20 protein-coding genes are annotated in these 19051 nt (G+C 69.7%); 8 read left to right on the plus strand and 12 right to left on the minus strand.

Annotated elements, in window-relative coordinates; translation table 11 throughout:
• Nucleotides 1-2565: PAS domain-containing protein (locus VD972_RS30430; protein WP_324992279.1), on the minus strand; the 2565-nt coding region annotated here is incomplete at its 3' end.
• A 437-nt stretch (nucleotides 2566-3002) separates the two neighbouring features.
• Here VD972_RS30430 and VD972_RS30435 point away from each other — a divergent pair.
• The 4 genes from VD972_RS30435 to VD972_RS30450 all read left to right on the plus strand — a co-directional run bounded on the left by VD972_RS30435 (nucleotide 3003) and on the right by VD972_RS30450 (nucleotide 7965).
• On the plus strand, nucleotides 3003-4373 hold the full coding sequence (locus tag VD972_RS30435) for a serine/threonine-protein kinase (RefSeq protein WP_324992280.1): 1371 nt from the start codon (nucleotides 3003-3005) through the stop codon (nucleotides 4371-4373).
• Between the two features lie 258 nt (nucleotides 4374-4631).
• Nucleotides 4632-5534: a hypothetical protein gene (locus tag VD972_RS30440; protein WP_324992281.1), complete on the plus strand. Its 903-nt coding sequence runs from the start codon at nucleotides 4632-4634 to the stop codon at nucleotides 5532-5534.
• 95 nt (nucleotides 5535-5629) lie between these two features.
• Nucleotides 5630-7207 (plus strand): Tox-REase-5 domain-containing protein, encoded by a 1578-nt coding sequence (locus tag VD972_RS30445; protein WP_324992282.1) that lies wholly within the window; start codon nucleotides 5630-5632, stop codon nucleotides 7205-7207.
• Between the two features lie 14 nt (nucleotides 7208-7221).
• Nucleotides 7222-7965 (plus strand): immunity 52 family protein, encoded by a 744-nt coding sequence (locus VD972_RS30450; protein WP_324992283.1) that lies wholly within the window; start codon nucleotides 7222-7224, stop codon nucleotides 7963-7965.
• On the opposite strand, the gene VD972_RS30455 is transcribed toward VD972_RS30450, so the two are convergent.
• The 5 genes from VD972_RS30455 to VD972_RS30475 are packed head-to-tail and all read right to left on the minus strand — an operon-like array spanning nucleotide 7949 to nucleotide 12210.
• Nucleotides 7949-8953: a cytochrome c gene (locus VD972_RS30455; RefSeq protein WP_324992284.1), complete on the minus strand. Its 1005-nt coding sequence runs from the start codon at nucleotides 8951-8953 to the stop codon at nucleotides 7949-7951. The two genes, VD972_RS30450 and VD972_RS30455, sit on opposite strands and share 17 nt — an antisense overlap.
• The gene (locus VD972_RS30460) at nucleotides 8950-9510 is read right to left on the minus strand and encodes a cytochrome C oxidase subunit III (protein WP_324992285.1); all 561 of its coding nucleotides are present in this window, start codon (nucleotides 9508-9510) and stop codon (nucleotides 8950-8952) included. The genes VD972_RS30455 and VD972_RS30460 overlap by 4 nt, the downstream gene beginning before the upstream one ends.
• Nucleotides 9507-11261 carry a cytochrome c oxidase subunit I gene (locus tag VD972_RS30465; RefSeq protein ID WP_324992286.1) on the minus strand — a complete coding sequence of 585 codons (1755 nt, stop codon included), beginning with the start codon at nucleotides 11259-11261 and terminating at the stop codon, nucleotides 9507-9509. The genes VD972_RS30460 and VD972_RS30465 overlap by 4 nt, the downstream gene beginning before the upstream one ends.
• Nucleotides 11258-12010 (minus strand): cytochrome C oxidase subunit II, encoded by a 753-nt coding sequence (locus VD972_RS30470; protein ID WP_324992287.1) that lies wholly within the window; start codon nucleotides 12008-12010, stop codon nucleotides 11258-11260. Before VD972_RS30470 ends, VD972_RS30465 begins: the two co-directional genes overlap by 4 nt.
• Nucleotides 12010-12210, minus strand: a complete 201-nt coding sequence (locus tag VD972_RS30475; protein WP_324992288.1) for a hypothetical protein — start codon at nucleotides 12208-12210, stop codon at nucleotides 12010-12012. The genes VD972_RS30470 and VD972_RS30475 overlap by 1 nt, the downstream gene beginning before the upstream one ends.
• A gap of 329 nt (nucleotides 12211-12539) precedes the next feature.
• Here VD972_RS30475 and VD972_RS30480 point away from each other — a divergent pair, with 329 nt between their 5' ends.
• On the plus strand, nucleotides 12540-13196 hold the full coding sequence (locus VD972_RS30480) for an SCO family protein (RefSeq protein WP_324992289.1): 657 nt from the start codon (nucleotides 12540-12542) through the stop codon (nucleotides 13194-13196).
• Between the two features lie 94 nt (nucleotides 13197-13290).
• Here VD972_RS30480 and VD972_RS30485 read toward each other — a convergent pair whose 3' ends face one another.
• Nucleotides 13291-13716 carry a hypothetical protein gene (locus tag VD972_RS30485; RefSeq protein WP_324992290.1) on the minus strand — a complete coding sequence of 142 codons (426 nt, stop codon included), beginning with the start codon at nucleotides 13714-13716 and terminating at the stop codon, nucleotides 13291-13293.
• Between the two features lie 122 nt (nucleotides 13717-13838).
• Nucleotides 13839-14213 (minus strand): hypothetical protein, encoded by a 375-nt coding sequence (locus tag VD972_RS30490; protein ID WP_324992291.1) that lies wholly within the window; start codon nucleotides 14211-14213, stop codon nucleotides 13839-13841.
• Between the two features lie 146 nt (nucleotides 14214-14359).
• On the opposite strand from VD972_RS30490, the gene VD972_RS30495 reads away from it, so the two are divergent.
• Entirely contained in the window at nucleotides 14360-14974 is a 615-nt protein-coding gene (locus tag VD972_RS30495) for a putative ABC transporter permease (protein WP_324992292.1), read from the plus strand.
• Here the strand turns inward: VD972_RS30495 and VD972_RS30500 are convergent.
• The gene (locus VD972_RS30500) at nucleotides 14879-15697 is read right to left on the minus strand and encodes a methylase (RefSeq protein ID WP_324992293.1); all 819 of its coding nucleotides are present in this window, start codon (nucleotides 15695-15697) and stop codon (nucleotides 14879-14881) included. The two genes, VD972_RS30495 and VD972_RS30500, sit on opposite strands and share 96 nt — an antisense overlap.
• The gene (locus tag VD972_RS30505) at nucleotides 15694-16242 is read right to left on the minus strand and encodes an O-acetyl-ADP-ribose deacetylase (RefSeq protein ID WP_324992294.1); all 549 of its coding nucleotides are present in this window, start codon (nucleotides 16240-16242) and stop codon (nucleotides 15694-15696) included. The genes VD972_RS30500 and VD972_RS30505 overlap by 4 nt, the downstream gene beginning before the upstream one ends.
• 105 nt (nucleotides 16243-16347) lie before the next feature.
• On the opposite strand from VD972_RS30505, the gene VD972_RS30510 reads away from it, so the two are divergent.
• Nucleotides 16348-16755, plus strand: coding sequence for a hypothetical protein (locus VD972_RS30510; protein ID WP_324992295.1), 408 nt, complete (start codon nucleotides 16348-16350; stop codon nucleotides 16753-16755).
• Between the two features lie 82 nt (nucleotides 16756-16837).
• On the plus strand, nucleotides 16838-17215 hold the full coding sequence (locus tag VD972_RS30515; protein WP_324992296.1) for a hypothetical protein: 378 nt from the start codon (nucleotides 16838-16840) through the stop codon (nucleotides 17213-17215).
• 20 nt (nucleotides 17216-17235) lie between these two features.
• On the opposite strand, the gene VD972_RS30520 is transcribed toward VD972_RS30515, so the two are convergent.
• Nucleotides 17236-17829: a Fis family transcriptional regulator gene (locus VD972_RS30520; RefSeq protein WP_414654154.1), complete on the minus strand. Its 594-nt coding sequence runs from the start codon at nucleotides 17827-17829 to the stop codon at nucleotides 17236-17238.
• Nucleotides 17830-17958: 129 nt separating this feature from the next.
• The coding region (locus VD972_RS30525) for a universal stress protein (protein WP_324992298.1) at nucleotides 17959-19051 on the minus strand (1093 nt) is incomplete at its 5' end.

Consider the following 19051-nt stretch of genomic DNA (forward strand, 5'->3'; position numbering starts at 1 on the left):
CACCCCCGCCAGCTCCACCGCCTTCCGCTGCAGCGTCAGCTTCCCCGTGAGGATGCGCGACACATCCAGCACATCCTCGATGAGCTGCGCCAGCGAGCGCGCGTTGCGCTCGATGACCTCCAGCCCCTTCTCCCTCATCGCCGGATCGTCCTTCCGGCCGCGCAGCATCTGCGTCCAGCCCAGCACCGCCGTCAGCGGAGTGCGCAGCTCGTGGCTCATCACCGCCAGGAACTCGTCCTTGGCCCGGTTGGCTGCCTGGGACTCCGCGATCAGCCGCGCGTTCTCCAGGGCCACCGCCGCCAGCCGCGCCAGCTGCACCAGGATGGCCTCGTCCTCCGCCGTGAACTCGCCCTCGTACCGATCCGACAGCTGGATCAACCCCAGGTTGCGCCCGTTGCGGCCCACCAGCGGCGCCGCCAGCCACCCCCGCATGGGCGGGTGCGCCTTCACCTGCGCTCCCAAGCTCCGCCACGCCGGGTGCGCCTCCAGCTCCTCCTGCGTCATCCGCGCCGGCCGGTTGCTCGGGCGCACCTCCGCGGAGAGGCCCGTGCCGTCCACCCAGGCCGAGGACTCGCGCCACGCCGCGTACTTGTCCGAGAGAGAGACGGTATGAATCGCCTGCGCCCAGTCCTCCCCCGTCGTCATGCTGGTGACCGACTGGTGAGCGCCGATCAGCTCCCGCGCCTGCTCTGTGATGACCTGCAGCACCCTGTCCAGCGACGGCGCCTGCCCGATGGCCAGCGACGCCTGCGCCAACCCCTGCAGCTGCGCCCGGTGGTGCTGCTCGCGCAAGAGCAGCCGCGCCCGCTCCGCCTCGTCCTCTCGCTGCCGGGTGATGTCCCGGTGGATGCCCACCCACTCGCGCACCGCCCCGTCCAGCTCCAGCACCGGCACCGCGCGCACCTGCATGTGGCGGTACTCCCCATCATGGCGCCGCAGCCGCACCTCGCCCTGGAAGGGCGTGCGCTCCGCGACCGACTGGCGCCACTCCCGCTCTATCGCCTCGCGATCCTCCGGGTGCACCGCCTCCAGCCACCCCCAGCCCAGGAGCTGCTCGCGCGCCTGCCCCGTGAAGGCCCGCCAGCCCGGCTGATCCGCGGTGAACTCGCCCTCGGGCGGCATGTCCCAGATGATCTCCGAGGTGGAGGTGAGGAAGGCGCGGAAGCGCTCCTCGCTGCGCACCATGTCCCGCAGCAGCTCCTCCACCGTGCGCCGCGCCAGCACCTGGTCCGTCACCTCAAAGGCGAACGAGGCGATGCCCTCCACCCGCCCCTCCGAGTCCCGCAGCGGCTGGTACACGAAGTCGAAGTAGTTCTCCGCCGTGGGCACAGCTCCGCCGCGCCCGCCCAGGCTCACCGGGAGCTCCTTGCCCACGAAGGGCTCTCCCGTGGCAAACACCCGATCCATGATCTCGAAGATGCCCTGGCCCTCCATCTCCGGCTGGGCCTCGCGCGCGGTGAGCCCCGTCACGTCCCGCCCGCCCAGCAGGTGCCGGTAGCGCGGGTTGCAGAGCACGTAGCGGTGCTCGGGGCCTCGCGTGACGGACATCACCGCCGGAGCGCGCATCACCAGCTCCTCGAGCCGGGCGCGCTGGGCCTCCACCTCCACCAGCAGCCGTGAGCGCTCCATCGCCAGCGCGCAGTGCCGCGTCAGCGCCAGCAGGAACTCGCGGTCCTCCCCCGAGAAGGCGCGGGGCTCGGGGAAGCACAGCGCCAGCACGCCGGTCACCTTGCCCTCCACCACCATGGGGATGCTCGCCACCGAGCGCGCGGGCGTCTGCCCCCGCGTGAACTGCGCCAGGTCCGGGTAGCGCGCGGCCAGGACCTCGGGGGACTCGAGCCACTCGGGCTGGCCGGTGCGGTACGCCGCCGCCAGGGGCCGGGGCGCCTCCAGCGGCATGAGCTGGAAGTCCCGGTACAGCTGCCGCGACCCGCCGCTGTAGGCCACCGTGCGCAGCACGGGCTGCGCCTCGACGGGCAGGCCCACCGTGGCCATGCTCGCGCCCACCGAGGCCATGATGTGCTCCACCGCGACGGACATCACCTCTTCCGGAGAGCGCGCCGCGGCGAGCTGCGCCGTGAGCTCCTGCAGGCGCATGAGCCGGTCCGCGGTGCGCTCGGCTTGCTCGCGGGCGGAGCGCTCGGCGGCCAGCAGCCGCAGCCGCTCCACCTCCGCCTGGCGCATCTCGGTGATGTCCCGGATGATCAGCACCAGCCCGGCGCTCGAGGGGAACACCCGGACCTCGAACCACGAGTCCGTGGGCGGGTAGTAGTCCGTAAGGGTGGCCTGGTTCCCGGTGGCCATGGCCTGGCGGAAGGCCTCGGCGAAGTGCGTCTGGTTCAGCTCCGGCAGCTCCGCCCACAGCTCCTTGCCCAGCAGCAGATCGCGCGAGCGGCCCGCCAGCCGCTCGGTGACGACATTGAGGTAGGTGACGCGCCAGTCACGGTCCACCGAGACGATGCCGTCGGTGATGCTGTCCAGCCACGGATCGAACTTCGGGTCGCCGCTTGGGGGCGTCCCGGCGCCTGACGGCTGCGGTGCTGAGGGCGTGAGCGGGATCCTCATGACGGCGGTGCACAGGCTTAGCAGAACCCACGGACGGGTTGGCGACTGCCGCCTGCGAACTGTCGGCGATGGACAGGCCATCCAATCTTCAGGTGGGGCTCGGCTGCTCCGATGTGGGCCGTCCTGCCGTGCAGACATACGGGGTGGCATGGAGCGGAAGTGAACATACCGGCCTCACAGGTAGGGAGTGGACGTCAGACCTCTCTCGTCGCTTGCTGCGCCATGGCTTCGATGCACTCCTGATGCAGCGGTGGCCCGGTGCGCGCCCACGGAGCCTTGGAGGCGTTGCGCAAGCACTGCTGGAGCACTGTCCTCGGGCACTGCCCTACCTATAGGGTAGAGTGCCGGGCGCGCAGGGCGTGCCACTGCGCCCGAGGAATCTCATGGCTACCCGCCCCTCCACTGAAGCGCTCGTGCAGGTTTTCTCGCCCTGGGGCATGAGTGAGATAGGAGCCTGGAGACTGCTCGGGCTGCGCAGCGGGGGCGCCTACGGCAGCGTCTACCGCGCCGAGCCACTCCAGCAGCCTGGCTCGGGCCCCTTTGCGCTCAAACTCGCGCTCCACCCCATGGATCCGCGCTTCCCGCGCGAGGCGGAGCTGCTGCGCCGAGTCCGCCACCCGCATGTGCCTCTGCTCTACGACTCCGGCCTGTGGGAGCACCCCGCCGGGCCCTTCCCGTTCCTCGTGATGGAGTGGATCGAGGGTCAGTCCCTGTATGCTTGGGCGCACGGCCGGGTGCTCAGCACGCGGCAGATGATGACGGTGCTGGCGCCGCTGGCCCGGGCGCTGGCTGCCACCCATGGCGTGGGAGCCGTGCACCGCGACGTCAAGGGAGACAATGTCTTGGTGCGGCCTGAAGACTCCCATCCCATGCTGATCGACTTCGGCGCTGGGGACTTCCGGGGGGCGCCTCCCCTCACGCGCGAGGTGCTGCCGCCAGGAACGCCCGGCTACCTCAGCCCCGAGGCCCTGCTCTTCCACTGGCGCTACTGGAGGACACCCGGCGCAAGCTACAAGCCTGGACCCGCCGATGACCTCTATGCGCTGGGCGTGACGGCCTACCGCCTCGTCACGGGCGCCTACCCGCCGCCACCGGTGCCCCCTGAGGTTCTGGAGTGGGATTCCTCTTCTCCCACGCTGGAGTCCGAGCCGCCTGAGAAGTGGGCCACCGTGAGCCCGGAGCTGGCTGGGCTCATCCGCCAGTTGCTGTCGGAGCAGTCCTCGGCGCGCGGGAGTGCGGAGCAAGTGGCCCAGGCGCTGGAGGAGTCGGTGAGGTCGGCCGGACGCCACGCGGATGAGCCTGTCCTGCCGCGAGCCCGTGTGGCTCCTGCAGGGCGCAAGCGCCGGCGTTCCCCGTCGCGTCCTGCTCGGGCAGGGCGGCCTTGGCTCAGCGCGGTGGCGGGGGTCACCGCAGGGGTGGGGCTGGCGACGGCGCTGATGCTTCACGGCTCGAGGCCCTTTGAGCCGCAAGCGTCCCTGGGGCCACCGGAGGACCTCTCTCGTCCGGAGCGGGCGGAAGGCGGGGAGGATGCGGGCACCTCACTGGCAAGAGAAGTGTTGATGGGCGCGCACGCGGAGCAGCCCGAGCCAACCTGGGAGGCTCTCACCGTCGAGATGGCGAAGAAGCCGCTGCCAGGGCAGGCGCGGGCCCCGTGCAAGCAACGAGGCTCGGTGGAGATCAACGGCGTCTGCTGGTGGGGGCGTCCAGAGGCAACCCCGCCCTGCCGAGAGGGAGAGCACGAATGGGGAGGCCGCTGCTACCACCCGGCCCTCGTACCGACTCCTCCGGCAACTTCAGAGGAGCGATAGACGAGGGGAGCCCCCATGCACATGCAGGGTGTCACCAGCGGCGTCCGCTTATGTGGAAAGACACCCGATCCGCTTGAGAATGGACCGAGTCTGTGGCTGCCGGGAGCGGTCTGGCGGAACCTGTCTGGTTGTCATACAGGTTCGTGCCTGGCGCCGCCGACCAGGCCCTCCGCTCAAGTCTCCGGCCACTGACAGAGCCGTGAAATGAACCCCATTTGCTGATCCCCTGGCCGCAGAGCACGCTAAAAACGGAGCGCGATGACTGACTTCAGCCTGCCCGACATCTGGAGGTTGCCGCTTCGTTCCCAGAAGGAAGGAGGCGTCCCGCACGATGAGCAGGTCGAGCACTGTCTGACCCTGGGGCTCTCCGCTGTCGGGTGGGGCGTTCGCAAGAGCGACGCTCTCGAAGAAGTCTTGGCCCGAGTCGAAGCAGAGTATGATCGCCGTGGCCGCCAGACCGTTGAGCGCTTTGCCAACGCTCCAATGGGGTCCCTTGTCTGGACCTTGCACACTGATGGCACCTATCGCATCGGTGAGCTGGTGGGGCCCTGGAGATACGACGACTCCAGCACGGCCGAACGCCTCGATTGCCATCAGGTCCGGGAGACCCGCTGGGCACGAGCGAAGCTCCTCTCCAGCGAAGTTCCAGGAGCCGTCGTTCGTTGTTTCAGCCAGCGCGGCTCCAGCTTCAGCCGAATCCACGACGAGAACGCGCGAGCATACTCGCACCGGCTTTTCGACAAGTTGCTTGCTCGCCCTGAGCGTGTGCCGGCACCCACGCCTGCCGAAATCCTGCGGTCTCACTTGGATCCTTTCGATGTGGAGGACCTCGTCTTCGTGTACCTGCAGGTCAAGCGCGACTTCCTCGTGCTGCCCGGCTCACGAAGGACTGACAGCGCGGCGTACGAGTACGTCCTCATTCACCGGACCACGCATGAGCAGGCGGTCGTCCAGATCAAGACAGGCTCGAGCACCGTTGATCTGGACCGGCTCGCGAAAGCGGCGGGGAGCCATCACCAAGCGTTCGCTTTCTCTACAACAGGGCGCTACGCCGGGCCTGCATCCCGTGTGGAGCTCCTTTCGAGCGAGAGCCTGCTCGCCTTCATGAAGGCGTCCCCTGAATTCCTGCCTCCTCGAGTCAAAGGATGGCTGACCCGATGATTCGTGAAGTGGACCCCGCCTTCCCCACAGCCACCGCGTAGTCCTCGAGCGCTTACCCCCAGCGCCCATCGCCCCTCCACCGTGTGAGGTCCTGCATGTCCGACCGCCCCACCGTGGCTCTCCAGCCCGTGCTGGTGCTGGCTGCTCTCGTGCTGCTCACCAGCTGCACCGCGAGCACGCATGGCGGTGAGCTCTTCGCGGATTCGGCCAGCCGCCACCGGCCTGCTCCTCCCTCCTCTTCCTCGGACTCGCGGACACGCAGGCACTCGTCTCAAGCTACTCGGGACCCGCTGGGCCCCATCGACTCCTCGCTCATCGATACGGACTACTTCCAAGGACTCCTGGCCCGTGGCGGTGTCCCTCCCCACGTGCTGCCCAAGGATGGACGCCAGCTCACTCCCGAGGATGCGGCACACCTGCTCTCCTGGCTCTTGGCGGCGGAGGTGCCCCTGCGTGACTTCGGTCCTTGGCGCATGGCCGCGCTCCTGCTGTGGGAAGTCGTTCAGGAAGGCACTCCGGTCTCGCGCAAGGAGCTACACGCGCGCATGCGCCGCTTCCACCCTCTGCTGGTCCTGCGGCCTGATGGTTTCCTCGTTCGAGCCACCACCGGCCGCGCCGTCCAGCAGATCGGAGAGGTGGAGTTCGTCAACGGTGCCCTGCGCGCCGAGGGCTTCGAGGTCGGGCCCTTCTACAGACCTCGAGGCCAGGTCCTCTATGCCGTGGACCACAGCCTGGACATCCACCTCGACGCGCGGGTCGCCGGGGTGTACGCACCCGAGGAAGACACTCTGGGCCCCATGGCGGAAGGTGCTGGGCTGGCAGTGGTGGATTCCATCACCGGCCTCGTCAACCTCGTCATGCATCCTGTCGAGAGCCTCGAGGGGTTGGCAAAGGTGCCCCAGGCCGTGCGCGCTCTCATTGAGAACTCCCCCCAGTATTGGGAGCACTTCCGGGCCATGTCCCATGGGGGGCAGGTGCGCTCTGTCTCGCGCCTGCTCACCCAGGTGCTCATCACCTGTGGCACCGCAGGCGCGGGAGGCTCCCGAGCCCTCTCCGCGGGCAGCACGTTGGGCCGGCTCGGTGTTCCCGTGCTGTCACTCTCGGGAGAAGGGGTGCTGGTCCTGCGCATGGTGGCCGTGCCCGCGGGGCAGCTCGTCACCGCCGTGGGGACAGGGGCCAGCGCTGTCTACATCCTCCACACGGCAACCCTGATGGCCAACGTCACAGGGGCTGGAGGTGGCTGGGGCGGCAAGGGCAGGCCGCCACCCGTGGGAGGCCCTGGCAAGTGGGTGCAGAAGGCCGAAGGCATGTCCGAGGACGCCCTGCGCTATCAGCTCCAGGTGACAGGGACTCCTCCCGGCTGGGTCTACCGCGTCTTCTTCGGGCCGGGGCCCAGTGACTACGTAGATTTCGATGGCTTCGTGAACGGCGTCCTGCTGGAGGCCAAAGGAGCCAACCTCGCCAAGTTCATCGATGGCAAGTTGAAGCCACTGCCGTTCTTCACGGGAGGTGACAAGATGCTCATTCAGGCTACCAGGCAATGGAGCGCCTCAAGGGGCCTGCCTGTCCGCTGGCTCATTGCAGAGAAGAAGTTCGCGGACTATTTGCGGACGCTTTTTCGCCGGAGCAACCTGGAGAGTATCGAAGTCATCCACGCTCCTGTACAGCCGTGAGGGCGGAGCAACACGTGGCAGAGAAGTACTATGCAGGCGTCTACTGGCGCGGTCGCAAGGAGTCGGCGGAGGAATGCGCCCGGCGCGCGGAGCGCTACCTTCGACTCGTTGCTCCGCTGGACTCCACTTGGAGCCATTGGTTTGGCAAGGCTGATACTCTTGAGGAGTCCCTCGCGTCTCTCCTCGTTCCGACTGCATCCGCCTTCGAGGCTTTGTTCGCACTCAAGAAGCATCGATTGCTGGAAGGCTACTTCCTCGGTCTTTGGAATGGTGAACACCGCGGAGCGGATTCTCAGTTCTCTGACGCCACCATGACCCACTTCTCTTGTGGTCATGCTTCGCGCTTTACACCGAATGTCTGCGTCCTCGAACCACCGATACCCGAAGACAGTCGAGTCGGTGAACGAGTCGTGACGGCCTCCACGATGACCCAAGCGCTGCGAGCCATGGCGCTTGCCTGGGAGCCCGACCGGGGCGTCGTCATGTCCGAGACCTACCGGGACACGTTCATGCCGGACAAGCTGCCGCCCGTGCTCGTGGGTTGGGTCACCTACCTCTCCCGCCGCCGCGGCACCGTTCCTCCCCTCCCCGCTCCCGTGCGTGTCGAGCCTGTGGAGGACCTGGGCACCCTCATCACCCTCACTCCCGAGCGCTTCACCGTGGACAACCCCGCCCATGTAGAGCTGGCCAGTCAGGTTCGGCAGATCCTCGATCAGGCGGGGCTGCTCGGCCCCGAGCAGTTCACTTCGCCGGATTGAGCAGTCTCTGCTTCAGCGCACGGCCCTCGCGCGTGTCCCGCTGGTTCACCAGCGTCTGCACGTAGTGCGCGAGCGCCCACAAGTTCTCGTCGGGGATGGCGCCCTTCCACGTCGGCATCGCCGCGCCGCCCACGCCCCCGGCGATGACGCGGTAGAGGTCCTCCCGCTGCTGCTCCAGCGTGTACTCCGCACCCTCCACCCGCTCGTCTGTCGGCCACACCGTCCGCAGCCGGTGCATCAGGAAGTCCGGCGGCAGCACCTTCGCCATCTGCGACGGCTCGCCCTTGTCGTCCACCGCCACCGCGTAGTCCGAGTCCCTCGCCAGCTGCGTGTACGGGTCCGCCTTGCTCAAGTCCACCTTCCGCCCCGTCACCTGCTCCGTCAGCGCCTCCAGCTCCGGCTTCGGCAGATAGGAGATGTGGCACCCCGAGCACCCCGCATGCCCCTTCCCCGCCACATGGTACACCGCCTTGCCACGCTCCACCGCCTCCGCCTCGCGGCCCTTCCACGGATCCGCTGGCACCTCCAGCGGCTGCCCCGGCGCCTCCTGCTGCCAGCGCGGGCTGAACGTCTTCAGGTACTGCACCACCGCCTCTGCGTCCGCCTCCGGCACATCCCAAGAGAGCATCGGCGTGCCGTGCAGCCCTCGCCGCACCGTGCGCTTCAGCGCCGCGTCCGTCGGCAGCTCGCCCGCCGCCACCCCGCCGAACTTGAACAGCCCCTGCCGGAAGCTCCGCGGAGGAGGACGCATCCCCACCGCCGCTGGCCCCTGCCCATCCCCTCGCTCGCCGTGGCAGGACATGCAGTAGTACGCGTACACGTCCCGCCCCCGCTCCAGCGTCTCCGCTGCCACCGTGCGCCCGTCGCCCAGCTTCAGCGGCTCGAGCTTCGGTGTCTGCGAGGAGCTGCAGCCCACCCCAAGGGCCACGAGGACCCCGAACACTCCGAGCATTCGGAGCAGCCTGAGCCGTGCGCGCATCGCGTTCATGGCAGGTACACCACCGCGAAGAGGACCAGCCCCGTCACCGTCAGGAAGACTCCGTAGAGCGCCCAGAGCCGGATCGCGCCTCGCACCTCCACGCCTCGCACCCCTCGCACCAGCTCTCGCACCAGCCCCACGAGTCCGCCGGCCACGTGCGCGCCGTGCAGCGCTCCCAGCCCGTACACCGCGGACGCATACGCGCCACCCTGCGGCAGCTTCAGCCCCGCGCTCCACAGCGTGCTCACCACGAAGCCCTGCACCGCCAGCGAGCCCACCATCGCCCCCAGCGCGCCTACCGTCCAGAGCGCCACCCGCGCCCCGCGCCCACCCACGTGCAGCAGCGCCGCCGCCACCCCGAGCAGCAGCACCGCCACCGCCGGGAGGATCCTCGGCAGCGGCGGCATCCCCGCCAGCGGCCATGGGTCCCTCATCCGCAGGTAGCCCACGGAGAACGCCAGCGCCGCGAAGAACATCGCCCACGCGCTCAGCGCCACCACCACGCCGAACCAGTCCGTCCCCGCATCCGTTCGCCCAGAGGGAGCGGGCGTCTCCACGGGCGTCATGCCGTCCCTCCCACGCTCGGCACCGGCTCGGGCCGCTCCGCCTTGAGCTCCCCCGCGCCGCTCGCCACCGCGGGCAGTTCCTCCGCCTGGCCGATCCAGTCACGCCCCAGAAACTCGAACCCCTCCGGCTGCGAGAGCGCGTACGGCCCGCGCACCACCACCGGCACCTGCGGGTAGTTGTCCGGAGGCGGCGGGCTCGGCGCGCACGTCCACTCCAGCGTCCCCACCTGCCACGGGTTCGCCTCCGCCGCCGGCCCCTTGCGCAGCGTCCACACCAGGTTCACCAGGAACAGCACCTGCGTCAGCCCCAGCGCGAACGCCGCGAAGCTCGTCCACTGGTTCAGCTCCAGCAGGTGCTTCAGGAAGGTGTACTGGTACGGGTCATACAACCGCCGCAGCTGCCCCGCGTACCCCGTCAGCAGCTGCCCGCCGAACACGCACACGAAGAGCACCGCGCTGGCCACCACGTGCGTCTTCGACAGCCCCACGTGCAGCGTCCGCCCGAACATCTTCGGGAACCAGAAGTACAGCCCCGCGAACACCGCCAGGAAGCTCGCCGCCCCCATCGTCAGGTGGAAGTGCCCCACCACCCACATCGTCCCGTGCAGCGGAATGTCCGTGGCCACCGTCCCCAGCGCCAGCCCCGTAATGCCTCCCAGCCCGAACACCACCATCGCCCCCACCGCCGCCAGCAGCGGCGCCGTCAGCCGCACGCTCCCGCGAAACAGCGTCGCCAGCCAGTTGAGGAACAGCACCGTGGACGGCAGCGAGATGATCAGCGTCAGCGTGCTGAAGGCCCGCCCCAGCATCGGCGAGAGCCCGCTCGTGAAGAGGTGGTGCGCGTACACCAGCCCGGACAGCGCGCACACCGTGCTCATGGCCAGCACCGTGCCCCGGTACCCGTGCGCCGGCCGCCGGCTGAAGAAGGCCACCAGGTCTCCGATGATCCCCCACCCCGGCAGAATGAGGATGTAGACCTCCGGGTGCCCGAACAGCCAGAACAGGTGCTGGTACAGCATCGGGTCTCCCCCGCTGCCCGGCGCCAGCGCCGCGCCCTCGAGGAAGAAGCGCGTGCCCGCCAGCCTGTCCAACAGCACCAGCCCCGTCGCCGCCGCCACCACCGGGATGAACAGCAGGTTGAGCACCGACGTGAGGAACAGTCCCCACACCGTCAGCGGCAGCCGCGCCCACGTCATCCCCGGCGCCCGGCACCGCACCACCGTCACCACGTAGTTCACCGCGCCCAGGAATGACGACACCGCCGCGCACACCACCCCCACCATCACCAGCGTCTGCCCCACCCCCGGGGTGAACACGTGCGTGGACAGCGGCGGGTAGCTCGTCCACGCCGCGCTCGCCGTCCCCAGCCGCACCCCGAAGGACGCCAGCACCAGCACCCCACCCGTCGCGAACACCCAGAAGCTCAGCGCCGACAGCCGCGGGAACGCCATCCCCCGCGCGCCCACCGCCAGCGGAATCACGAAGTTGCCCAGCGCGCCGATCAGCAGCGGGGAGATGGCGAAGAACACCATCAGCAGCCCGTGCATCGTGAAGACGCCCGCGTACGCCGGCGGGGTGAGGGCTCCACCCGAGCTCGGCAGCGCCCACCCGAGCCCCGGCACCGCACGCCCCGGAAAGGCCCACTGCCAGCGGATGAGCATCGCCAGCAGTCCGCCCAGCAGCAGGAACCCCAGCCCCGCCCAGAGGAACTGCCGCGCCACTTGCTTATGATCCGTGGAGAAGAGCCTCACGGCGTGGGCCTCCACTCCCAGCCCCAGTGGGCCGCCGCATCCGAGGCGTCATACGCCCGCGCCGCCTGCCGCCCCGCCTCGCGCAGCCACACCGCGTAGGCCTCCGGGGACATGGCCGTCACCGTGCCCCGCATCTTGTAGTGGCTCGTGCCGCAGTGCTGGTAGCACGCCACCTCCCACGTGCCCTCTCGCGCCGCCTGGAACCAGGTCTGGTTCACCCGGCCCGGGATGGCGTCCAGCTTCACCCGGAAGTTCGGCAGCGAGAAGCCGTGCACCACATCCGTGGACGCCAGCTGCACCCACACCGGCACGCCTACTGGAACCCGCAGGTCGCTCCACGTCACCACGTCATCCGCCGTGTTGAAGCGCCCATCCTCCCCCGCGTACCGCACCTCCCACGCCCACTGCCGCGCGTTCACTTCCACGCGCACCGTGCCCGGGTGCCCCGCCGGCACCTCGAAGTTCCACAGCACGTCGTCCAGGTACCCCAGCGAGCGCGCGAAGAGCGTCCCGTCCACCACGCCGAAAATGGTCAGCGCCGCCACCATCACCACCGCCCGGCTGCGCACTGTCCCTCCATCCGCCGCCACCTTCCGCGGCCCTCGGTAGCGCCACAGGAAGAGCGCCAGCACCCCCAGCATCAGCACCGCCAGCACCAGGTCGAAGCGGTGGCTCAGCGCCAGCAGCGAGTCGATGTGATGGCCGTGCGCGCTCACATCCTCGGGCAGCGCCAGCGTGGAGGTGTCCATCACGAGCTCCTCTTCGCGTCACCTCGCGCTGCCCGCACCGCCGCCCACACGCCGAGGGCCACCAGCAGGAACGGCACCAGCAGGAGGGCGCCCACCAACAGCGCGGAGCGCCCGGCGGACTCCGGAGCCCGCGCCACGCATGTCGGACACGCCCACGCCCACGCGGGCAGCAGGCCCAGCACCACGCTCAGCACCGCCACGAGCCGAGTGAGTCCTCGCTTCAGGGCCCGCCGCGAGGCGCTCTGTGCACGCGGCTCGCGCCTCGTGGCCCCCTCCTTATAAGAGAGGACCGCTGCGGCACCGTGGGAGGGACGGACACAGGGCATCGGCAAGTCTCACCGGCTACCATGCCCCCTCTCTCCCCTCAAGCGCCGCCAAGGCCCGGCCCCTTCCGCGCGGAGCCCGGCTGCTCGCTCACGGGCCCACCCGGCCCGGCTCCCCTCCCCCTGCCACCGCGCCGCGTCACTCCGTCCCTTGTGCTCCCGAGGCACTTCCGTTAGCTGTCCCGTGCCTCAGCCCCGTGCCCCCTATGTCCGCAGAGACCTCCGCCCCCGCCCCCCAGCCCTCGCTCCTCCGCCACCCGGCCCTCTGGCTCGGCGTCGCCGTCTTCGCTCTCGGCCTGGCGGGACTGTCCTTCGGCGTGCTGCGCGCCCGCCCCTCCGGCCCCCTGCCCCAGCTCGGCGCCCTGCCGGACTTCGCCTTCACCCGGGAGAATGGCTCCCCGTGGGGCTCCGCTCAGCTGCGCGGCCACCCCTACGTCGCCAACTTCATCTTCACCCGCTGCCCCACCGTCTGCCCCGCCTTCACCCGGAAGATGGCCCACGTCCAGAGGGACACGGAGCCGTTCGGGCCCGGGCTCCAGCTCGTCTCCTTCTCGGTGGACCCGACCTACGACACCCCCGCGCGCCTGGCCGAGTACGCCCAGAAGCATGGCGCCCAGCCCGCACGCTGGAGCTTCCTCACCGGCGACTACGCCGCCATCAAGGACACCGTCGTCCACAGCTTCAAGATCCACATGGAGCGCAACTCCATGGACGAGGCCGACGTGATGGGCATCCTCCACGGCAGCCACTTCGTCCTCGTGGATGGCACCGGGCAGATCCGCGGCTACTACGAGAGCGCGGATGACGAGGCCTTCCAGCGCCTCCTGGGTGACGCGGCGCGTCTGGCCCGCGAGAACGGCTAACCCCTGGAAACGACAGCCTGAAAACGACAAAGGGCCAGTCCCCGCATAAGGGACCGACCCTTGTCATACGGCCTCGAGCAGGCGCCGCTTACGACTACTCCACGAACCGAGCCTGCGCGTTCGCGATGATGTTCTGGAAGTTCAGCTGGCCCAGCGGGTTGTTGGCGAATCCGCCGACCTTGTCCGCCACGCCCTTCACGGTCTCGGCGATCTTCACCACGTCGCCCACCGTCTTCGCCACCTTGCCCAGGGTGCCCAGGGTGCCCAGGGGGCCGCCCGCGAGGAAGCCCGCGGCGCCGTCGATGAGCTTGTCGGCCAGCGGCTTCAGGAACTTGCCGAAGGGCCCGAGCTTGTCGAGGAACTTGCCGGCGATGTCCTTGATCGGCTTGGTCAGGAGGTCCAGGGGCTTCTGGATGACGCTCATGATCTTGCCGCCGATGTCGGCGACCTTGCCAGCAATGCCGCCAACCGTCTTCGCAATGCCGCCAACAGCCTTAGCGATCTTCTTGACGAAACCCATGGTGGAACTCTCTTTCGAAGTTTTTTAAGTAGGATGCGAGTACAAAGAAGTTATCGGGGGGTAGCGGAAAAGGTTTCCTGCGCACTCATTTTCCCGATCATTTTTCCCCCGCCTCCGCGCTCCTAGCTGTCCTTCTTCCCAGGATCTGAGAGGGGGGGGCCCTTGGGGCCGGCGGACGCCTCGAACTCGGACTTCTGGAACTCCTGGCTGACCCCCAGCTCCCCCTTGGCGGCGGCGATGAGGAGGTTGGCGGACTCCTCGGGGGTGGGCGGGTTGAAGCCGTTGGCGCGCAGCTCCTCGTCGCTCACCACGCTGAGGACGGGCTCCTTGTCCTTGTCCTGGGCGTACTGAAGCACCAGCTCCACGTAGGCCTCGAGCTCCATGCCTACCGCCTTGGCGATGCGCTTGGTGTCAGCGTCCTTGAGCAGCTCAGCACGCACCACTTCAATAGGACGCTTCAGGCCACGCTTCTTGCCGGGGCTTGCTTCCTCGGACATGTGTTCGACTCCGGGCGATTGGGGAAGAGAGGTAACTGGGGTTGACAGTCTGCCCGGCAATTCCGGATTGGCGCAAGTCCGCGACTTGCAGTTCTTGGGGATGGGAACTCATTTTCCCTCACGCTTCGGAGGCGTGGGAGGCAGTGATGAGCGGCGGGCGGGGCGGTGGCTCGGAGCAGTTGGGGACGGGGGGACAGCGCCTGGGGTTGCTGGGGCGGTTCATCGTCTACGGGCTCGTGGGCTGGTGCATCGAGTGCTGCTTCACCTCGGTGGTGGATCTGGCCACCGGCGCGGGTGACTGGCGGCTCAAGGGCTACTCGTACCTGTGGATGCACCCCATCTGGGGCGTGGGCCTGCTGCTGGGCGAGCACCTCGCGGTGGCGCTCGAGCGCGCGCGGATCAGCCGGATCTCTCGGGCGCTGGTGGGCATGGCCGTGTGCTTCACCGTGGAGTACGTCGCGGGCGCCCTGCTGGTGGCGGCCATCGGCCGGTGCCCCTGGGACTACTCGGCCTCTCCGTGGAGCGTGAGCGGGCTGATCCGCCTCGACTACGCCCCCTGCTGGTGGCTGGTGAGCTTCTTGTTCGAGCCCCTGGCCTCCCTCGTCCGCCGGATCCGCATCTTCGCTCGGGAGTCCGAGCCCGGGGCCATGCCCAGCGCCGCATCCCTATATGGAGAGGGGACGAGGCACCCCGCCGGAGGGCTGCCATCGCAGGTAGCCACGCTCCAGCAGCCACGCGTCCGCGCTCACGCCACCGGCTGACGCGGCCAGCTGCAGCGCGCTCTGCTGAAAGGCGCTCCGAGGCTCCCAGGCGCCTTGCTCCCGCGCCTGCTGCCAGGCCTCCGTCCACGCGGCGAAGAAGGCGTGGATGGGCTCCTCCGGCTGCACGCGGCGGCGCAAGTCCCGGGGCAACCAGTCCCGGAAGAGCACCGGGGCAAAGCCGTGGTGGAAGTCCGTGTGGAAGAGCAGCGCCTCGCGGGTGAGCCCCTCGGGTGTCCGCCGCAGCAGGTGCGCCACGGTGATGCCGCCCTGCACGTCCGTGCTGCCCTCCACCCCCAGGCCTCCCGGCAGCAGCGCCCTCCCCAGCTCCGCGTGCGCCGCCGCCACGTCCTCGTCGCGGTACTGGCGCAGGATGTTCATCGCCCGCACGAGCCGCACCGGCTGCCCCGCCGTGGAGGCCCAGTCGAAGCCCCCGTGGCGAAACCGGGTGAGCGCCTCCTCGTGGCGCGCGGCGGCGGCGGCCCGGCCCTCGTCCGCCTCCACGCCGATGACGGGCAGCGTGGGGTTGAGCTCCCGGAACAGCTCGGCGCTCTCCAGCGTCGTCCACGGGTGCTCGCCGAAGCCCACATCCACGAAGGCGGCCTCGCGCCACTCCCCGTCCTGGCGCTCCAGCAGCGCGCGCTCGCACCGGTACAGGTACGCGTCCAGCGCGCGGAGCCGGGAGCGCGAGGTGCGCCCCCGCGTCCGCCTCTCCGGTGGCGTCATCTCCCCAGTCCACCCTCCGGCTCGGGCTCGCCGGCCAGCGCCCGCCGGTAGACTTCCAGATCCCACGGCGTGAAGAGCACCACCGTCACCTTCTCCACCGAGGGCAGCCGCTCCAGCGCCGCGCGGATCTCCCGCAGCGCGATGCGCGAGGCCTTCTCGAGGGGGTAGCCGTACACGCCCGTGGAGATGGAGGGGAAGGCCACCGTGCGCAGCCCGTGCTTCTCCACCAGCGCGAAGACGCTCTGGTAGCAGCGCGCGAGCTGGCCCGCCTCGCCCCGTCCACCGCCCTGCCACACGGGGCCCACGGTGTGGATGACGTGCCGCGCGGGCAGCTTGTAGCCCTGGGTGATGCGGGCCTCGCCCGTGGGGCAACGCCCGAGCGTCCTGCACTCCTCGAGCAGCTCCCGCCCCGCCGCCCGGTGGATGGCCCCATCCACGCCGCCACCCCCCACCAGCGCCGAGTTGGCCGCGTTGACGATGGCGTCCGCCGTCACCTTCGTGATGTCCCCCTGCACGAGCTCCAGTCGCGAGTCACTCAGGCTCATTCCCCGAGTCTGGCAGCAGACGGGCGAGCTGTCCCCCGCTTCCCACTGGCAGGGGCGTGACTACCTTTCGCCCGAGCGAAACAACTTCTCTCTCACGAGGACGGAATGGCGACACTCAGGCGTGGACTGGTGGACAAGGTGAAGAAGGCCGCATCGAAGGTGAGCGCGCGCGGCGTCCAGGTAGCAGCCAAGGCGGGGACGCGCGGGGCCCGGGCCCTGGTGGAGACCACAGTGGCCGCGGTGAAGACGGTGGACAAGATCCAGGAGAAGCTGAGCCGGCGCCCGGCCAAGGCCCGCTCTGCCCTGAAGCCCATGGTGGGTGAGCAGGCCGTTCCTTCAAAGGCTCGCCGCGCCACGGCCGAGCGCACCCCTGAGGCTCCGCCCGTGGAGCCGCGCGAGGCCGGCCGCAAGACGATGCCGACCGCGGCGCCGAAGCGCTCGAAGACGGCGAAGACGCCTGGCAAGCGGTTCAAGGTGAAGCGCGGGCAGAAGCACCCGCACTCGGGCCGGTAGCGCACGGCCCGGACGCGTCCTCCCCTTCTCGAGGAGCTGCTCCCGCGATTCCAGGAACCAGGCCGTCGCGTAGACTGGGGGGATGACGCCCCTCCGTTACGTCCCCGAGCTTCACTACGAGCAGGTGCGAGCCTGGATGCAGGCCCGAGGCGATGAGATGCCCCCGGACCTGCTGCCACCCACGGGCTTCTTCGTCCCCGGCAAGGCCGCCTGCTTCATGTACCGCACGGACAGCTCCATGGTGCTGGTGGAAGGCCTCGTCGCCGCACCCGGCCTGGAGCGCGAGGAGCGCAGCCAGGCGCTGGATGCCGTCATCCTCGCCTGCTGTGAGGAGGCGAAGAGACTCGGCTACAAGCTGGCGATGGCCTACACGGAGCTGGACTCGGTGGTGAAGCGCGTGGAGCGCATGGGCTGGACGCACGCGGGCAGCAACAACCACCTGATCGTCCTGCCCCTGTGAGCCGGGCGCCCTGCCGTGCACTAGCGGCGGCTGGTGGCCTTGCGCGGTGACGCCTTTGCCGACTGCTGCACCTTGCGCTGCTGCGGAGTCAGCCGTGTCACCGAGCCAGGCTTGCGGACCGCCGCCGCCTGCCGCTCGCGCTCGGCCGCCTCGCGCTCGACCGCCGCCTTCGCCGCACGGCGCTCCGTCAGCATCGCCCACCGCTTCTTGAGCAGCTCCCGCAGCCCCGGTGCCCCCAGATCCACCTGCGCCTGGTGCAGCCGGTAGTGCAGATCCTCGCGCAGCGTGCCGCGCTCCAGCGCCGCCTCGGCCGAGCCCGTCATCCCCAGCACCAGCTTGGGCCGCTCCTCCTGCATCTGCAGGCACCGCAGGATGAGGCCCTGCTCCTGCCGCCCCAGCTTGGACACCTCCGTGACGAACACCACGCCTCTGGGACGCTTGAGGGCTTCCACCAGCTCCGCCGCCTGGCGGACCTCGAGCAGCTCACCCTCGTGCTCGAAGTGGTGCGCCGCCTCTTGAGCCCAAGAACGCCGCTCCTCCTCTGTGCCCCCATAGAGCAGCAAGGACGCGCGGTTGGAGACGAGCTCCTCTTCGCGATAGCCGTGGGGTATCAGCACGTCAGACCTTCCTTCCCGGAAAAACAGGTCACATCCAGTCTAACGCCCTCACGGGTTGGACGTCGAATCCCACAGGCCTGTATCAGGCCGATTTTCCGGGCCCGCGCACTCGGGCTGAACAGGTATTCACTGTCCGTGGAGGCCTGGAGGGCCCCACCCCGGGGGTTCTCTGGCCTCGGCGTGCGCGGGGACGACCATGACGGGGCAGTGGCAGCGGGCCATGAGCGCCTGGGCCACCCCTCCCAGCCGGGCCAGGTGGCCCTCCTTGGCGCCCACGCACACCAGATCCGCCCCCTCGCGCTCGGCCGCCTGGCAGATGGCGAGCACCTCCTCGCTGGCGCTCACGCCCTCCACGCTCCAGCGCACCCCGCTCGCCTCCCGCGGCACCAGCGCATGGAGCTGGCGCAGCACCTCCTCCTGCTGGCCAGGGGGCTCGGGCAGCACCCCGTAGTGGTCCAGCCACTCTGGATCGCCCAGCCGCCGCTGGTGCACGTGGAGCAGGTGGATGCGGCCGCCCGGGGTGACGAGCAGGTGCGCCTGGGCGATGGCCCGGAGGCTCGCCTCGGTGAAGTCCACCGGCACCAGCACCCGGCGCGGGGGCGCGGGCCGCGGGGGCCTCAGGTGCGTGGGGGGCACGCACACCACGGACTGCTCGGCGTGCCGCAGCACTCCCTGGGACACCGAGCCATGCCACCACCGGTGCACGCTCGCGCGCTGGTGCCTGCCCACCACCACCAGGTCCACCCCGCGCTCGCGCGCCACGTGCAGCAGGTGATCATCCCGCCGCCCGTAGCCGGGCTCCAGGTGGATGTCCACCTTCCCCTCTCCGGGCACCTCTCCCAGGCGCTCGCGCACCTCGCGCGTGAGCACGCGCTCCACCAGGGGATCCAGCGCCTCGATGCCGCGCACCACCGGATCCAGCAGCTCCACGCGCACCGGCGTGTGGATGCCCAGCCGCGTGCGCTCCTCCGCGGGCGAGCAGACATACGTGGCGACGATGTCGCACGGCCCCACCTCTCGCAGCGCATGCACGAAGGTGACGGCCAGGTCCGCCTCGTCCGAGGCATCCACACCCACCATCACCCCCAGGCGCCGCCGGCCGCGGGCCCAGTCCGCCAGCGCTCCCTCGCGGCGCACCACGAGCACCGGGGCGGAGGCTCGGCGCGCCAGGCGCTCGGACAGCGGGGTGCGGCGCAGGACAGGGGTGTGCCAGCCCTCC

Source organism: Hyalangium sp. (assembly GCF_035629615.1).
Lineage (GTDB): Bacteria > Myxococcota > Myxococcia > Myxococcales > Myxococcaceae > Hyalangium.

Bases quoted from the DNA above. Each gene is read 5' to 3' on its own strand.
- VD972_RS30435 (WP_324992280.1), top strand. From the start codon at position 3,003: ATGAGTGAGATAGGAGCCTGGAGACTGCTCGGGCTGCGCAGCGGGGGC.
- VD972_RS30440 (WP_324992281.1), top strand. From the start codon at position 4,632: ATGACTGACTTCAGCCTGCCCGACATCTGGAGGTTGCCGCTTCGTTCC.
- VD972_RS30445 (WP_324992282.1), top strand. From the start codon at position 5,630: ATGTCCGACCGCCCCACCGTGGCTCTCCAGCCCGTGCTGGTGCTGGCT.
- VD972_RS30455 (WP_324992284.1), bottom strand. From the start codon at position 8,953: ATGAACGCGATGCGCGCACGGCTCAGGCTGCTCCGAATGCTCGGAGTG.
- VD972_RS30460 (WP_324992285.1), bottom strand. From the start codon at position 9,510: ATGACGCCCGTGGAGACGCCCGCTCCCTCTGGGCGAACGGATGCGGGG.
- VD972_RS30470 (WP_324992287.1), bottom strand. From the start codon at position 12,010: ATGGACACCTCCACGCTGGCGCTGCCCGAGGATGTGAGCGCGCACGGC.
- VD972_RS30480 (WP_324992289.1), top strand. From the start codon at position 12,540: ATGTCCGCAGAGACCTCCGCCCCCGCCCCCCAGCCCTCGCTCCTCCGC.
- VD972_RS30485 (WP_324992290.1), bottom strand. From the start codon at position 13,716: ATGGGTTTCGTCAAGAAGATCGCTAAGGCTGTTGGCGGCATTGCGAAG.
- VD972_RS30490 (WP_324992291.1), bottom strand. From the start codon at position 14,213: ATGTCCGAGGAAGCAAGCCCCGGCAAGAAGCGTGGCCTGAAGCGTCCT.
- VD972_RS30495 (WP_324992292.1), top strand. From the start codon at position 14,360: ATGAGCGGCGGGCGGGGCGGTGGCTCGGAGCAGTTGGGGACGGGGGGA.
- VD972_RS30500 (WP_324992293.1), bottom strand. From the start codon at position 15,697: ATGACGCCACCGGAGAGGCGGACGCGGGGGCGCACCTCGCGCTCCCGG.
- VD972_RS30505 (WP_324992294.1), bottom strand. From the start codon at position 16,242: ATGAGCCTGAGTGACTCGCGACTGGAGCTCGTGCAGGGGGACATCACG.
- VD972_RS30510 (WP_324992295.1), top strand. From the start codon at position 16,348: ATGGCGACACTCAGGCGTGGACTGGTGGACAAGGTGAAGAAGGCCGCA.
- VD972_RS30515 (WP_324992296.1), top strand. From the start codon at position 16,838: ATGACGCCCCTCCGTTACGTCCCCGAGCTTCACTACGAGCAGGTGCGA.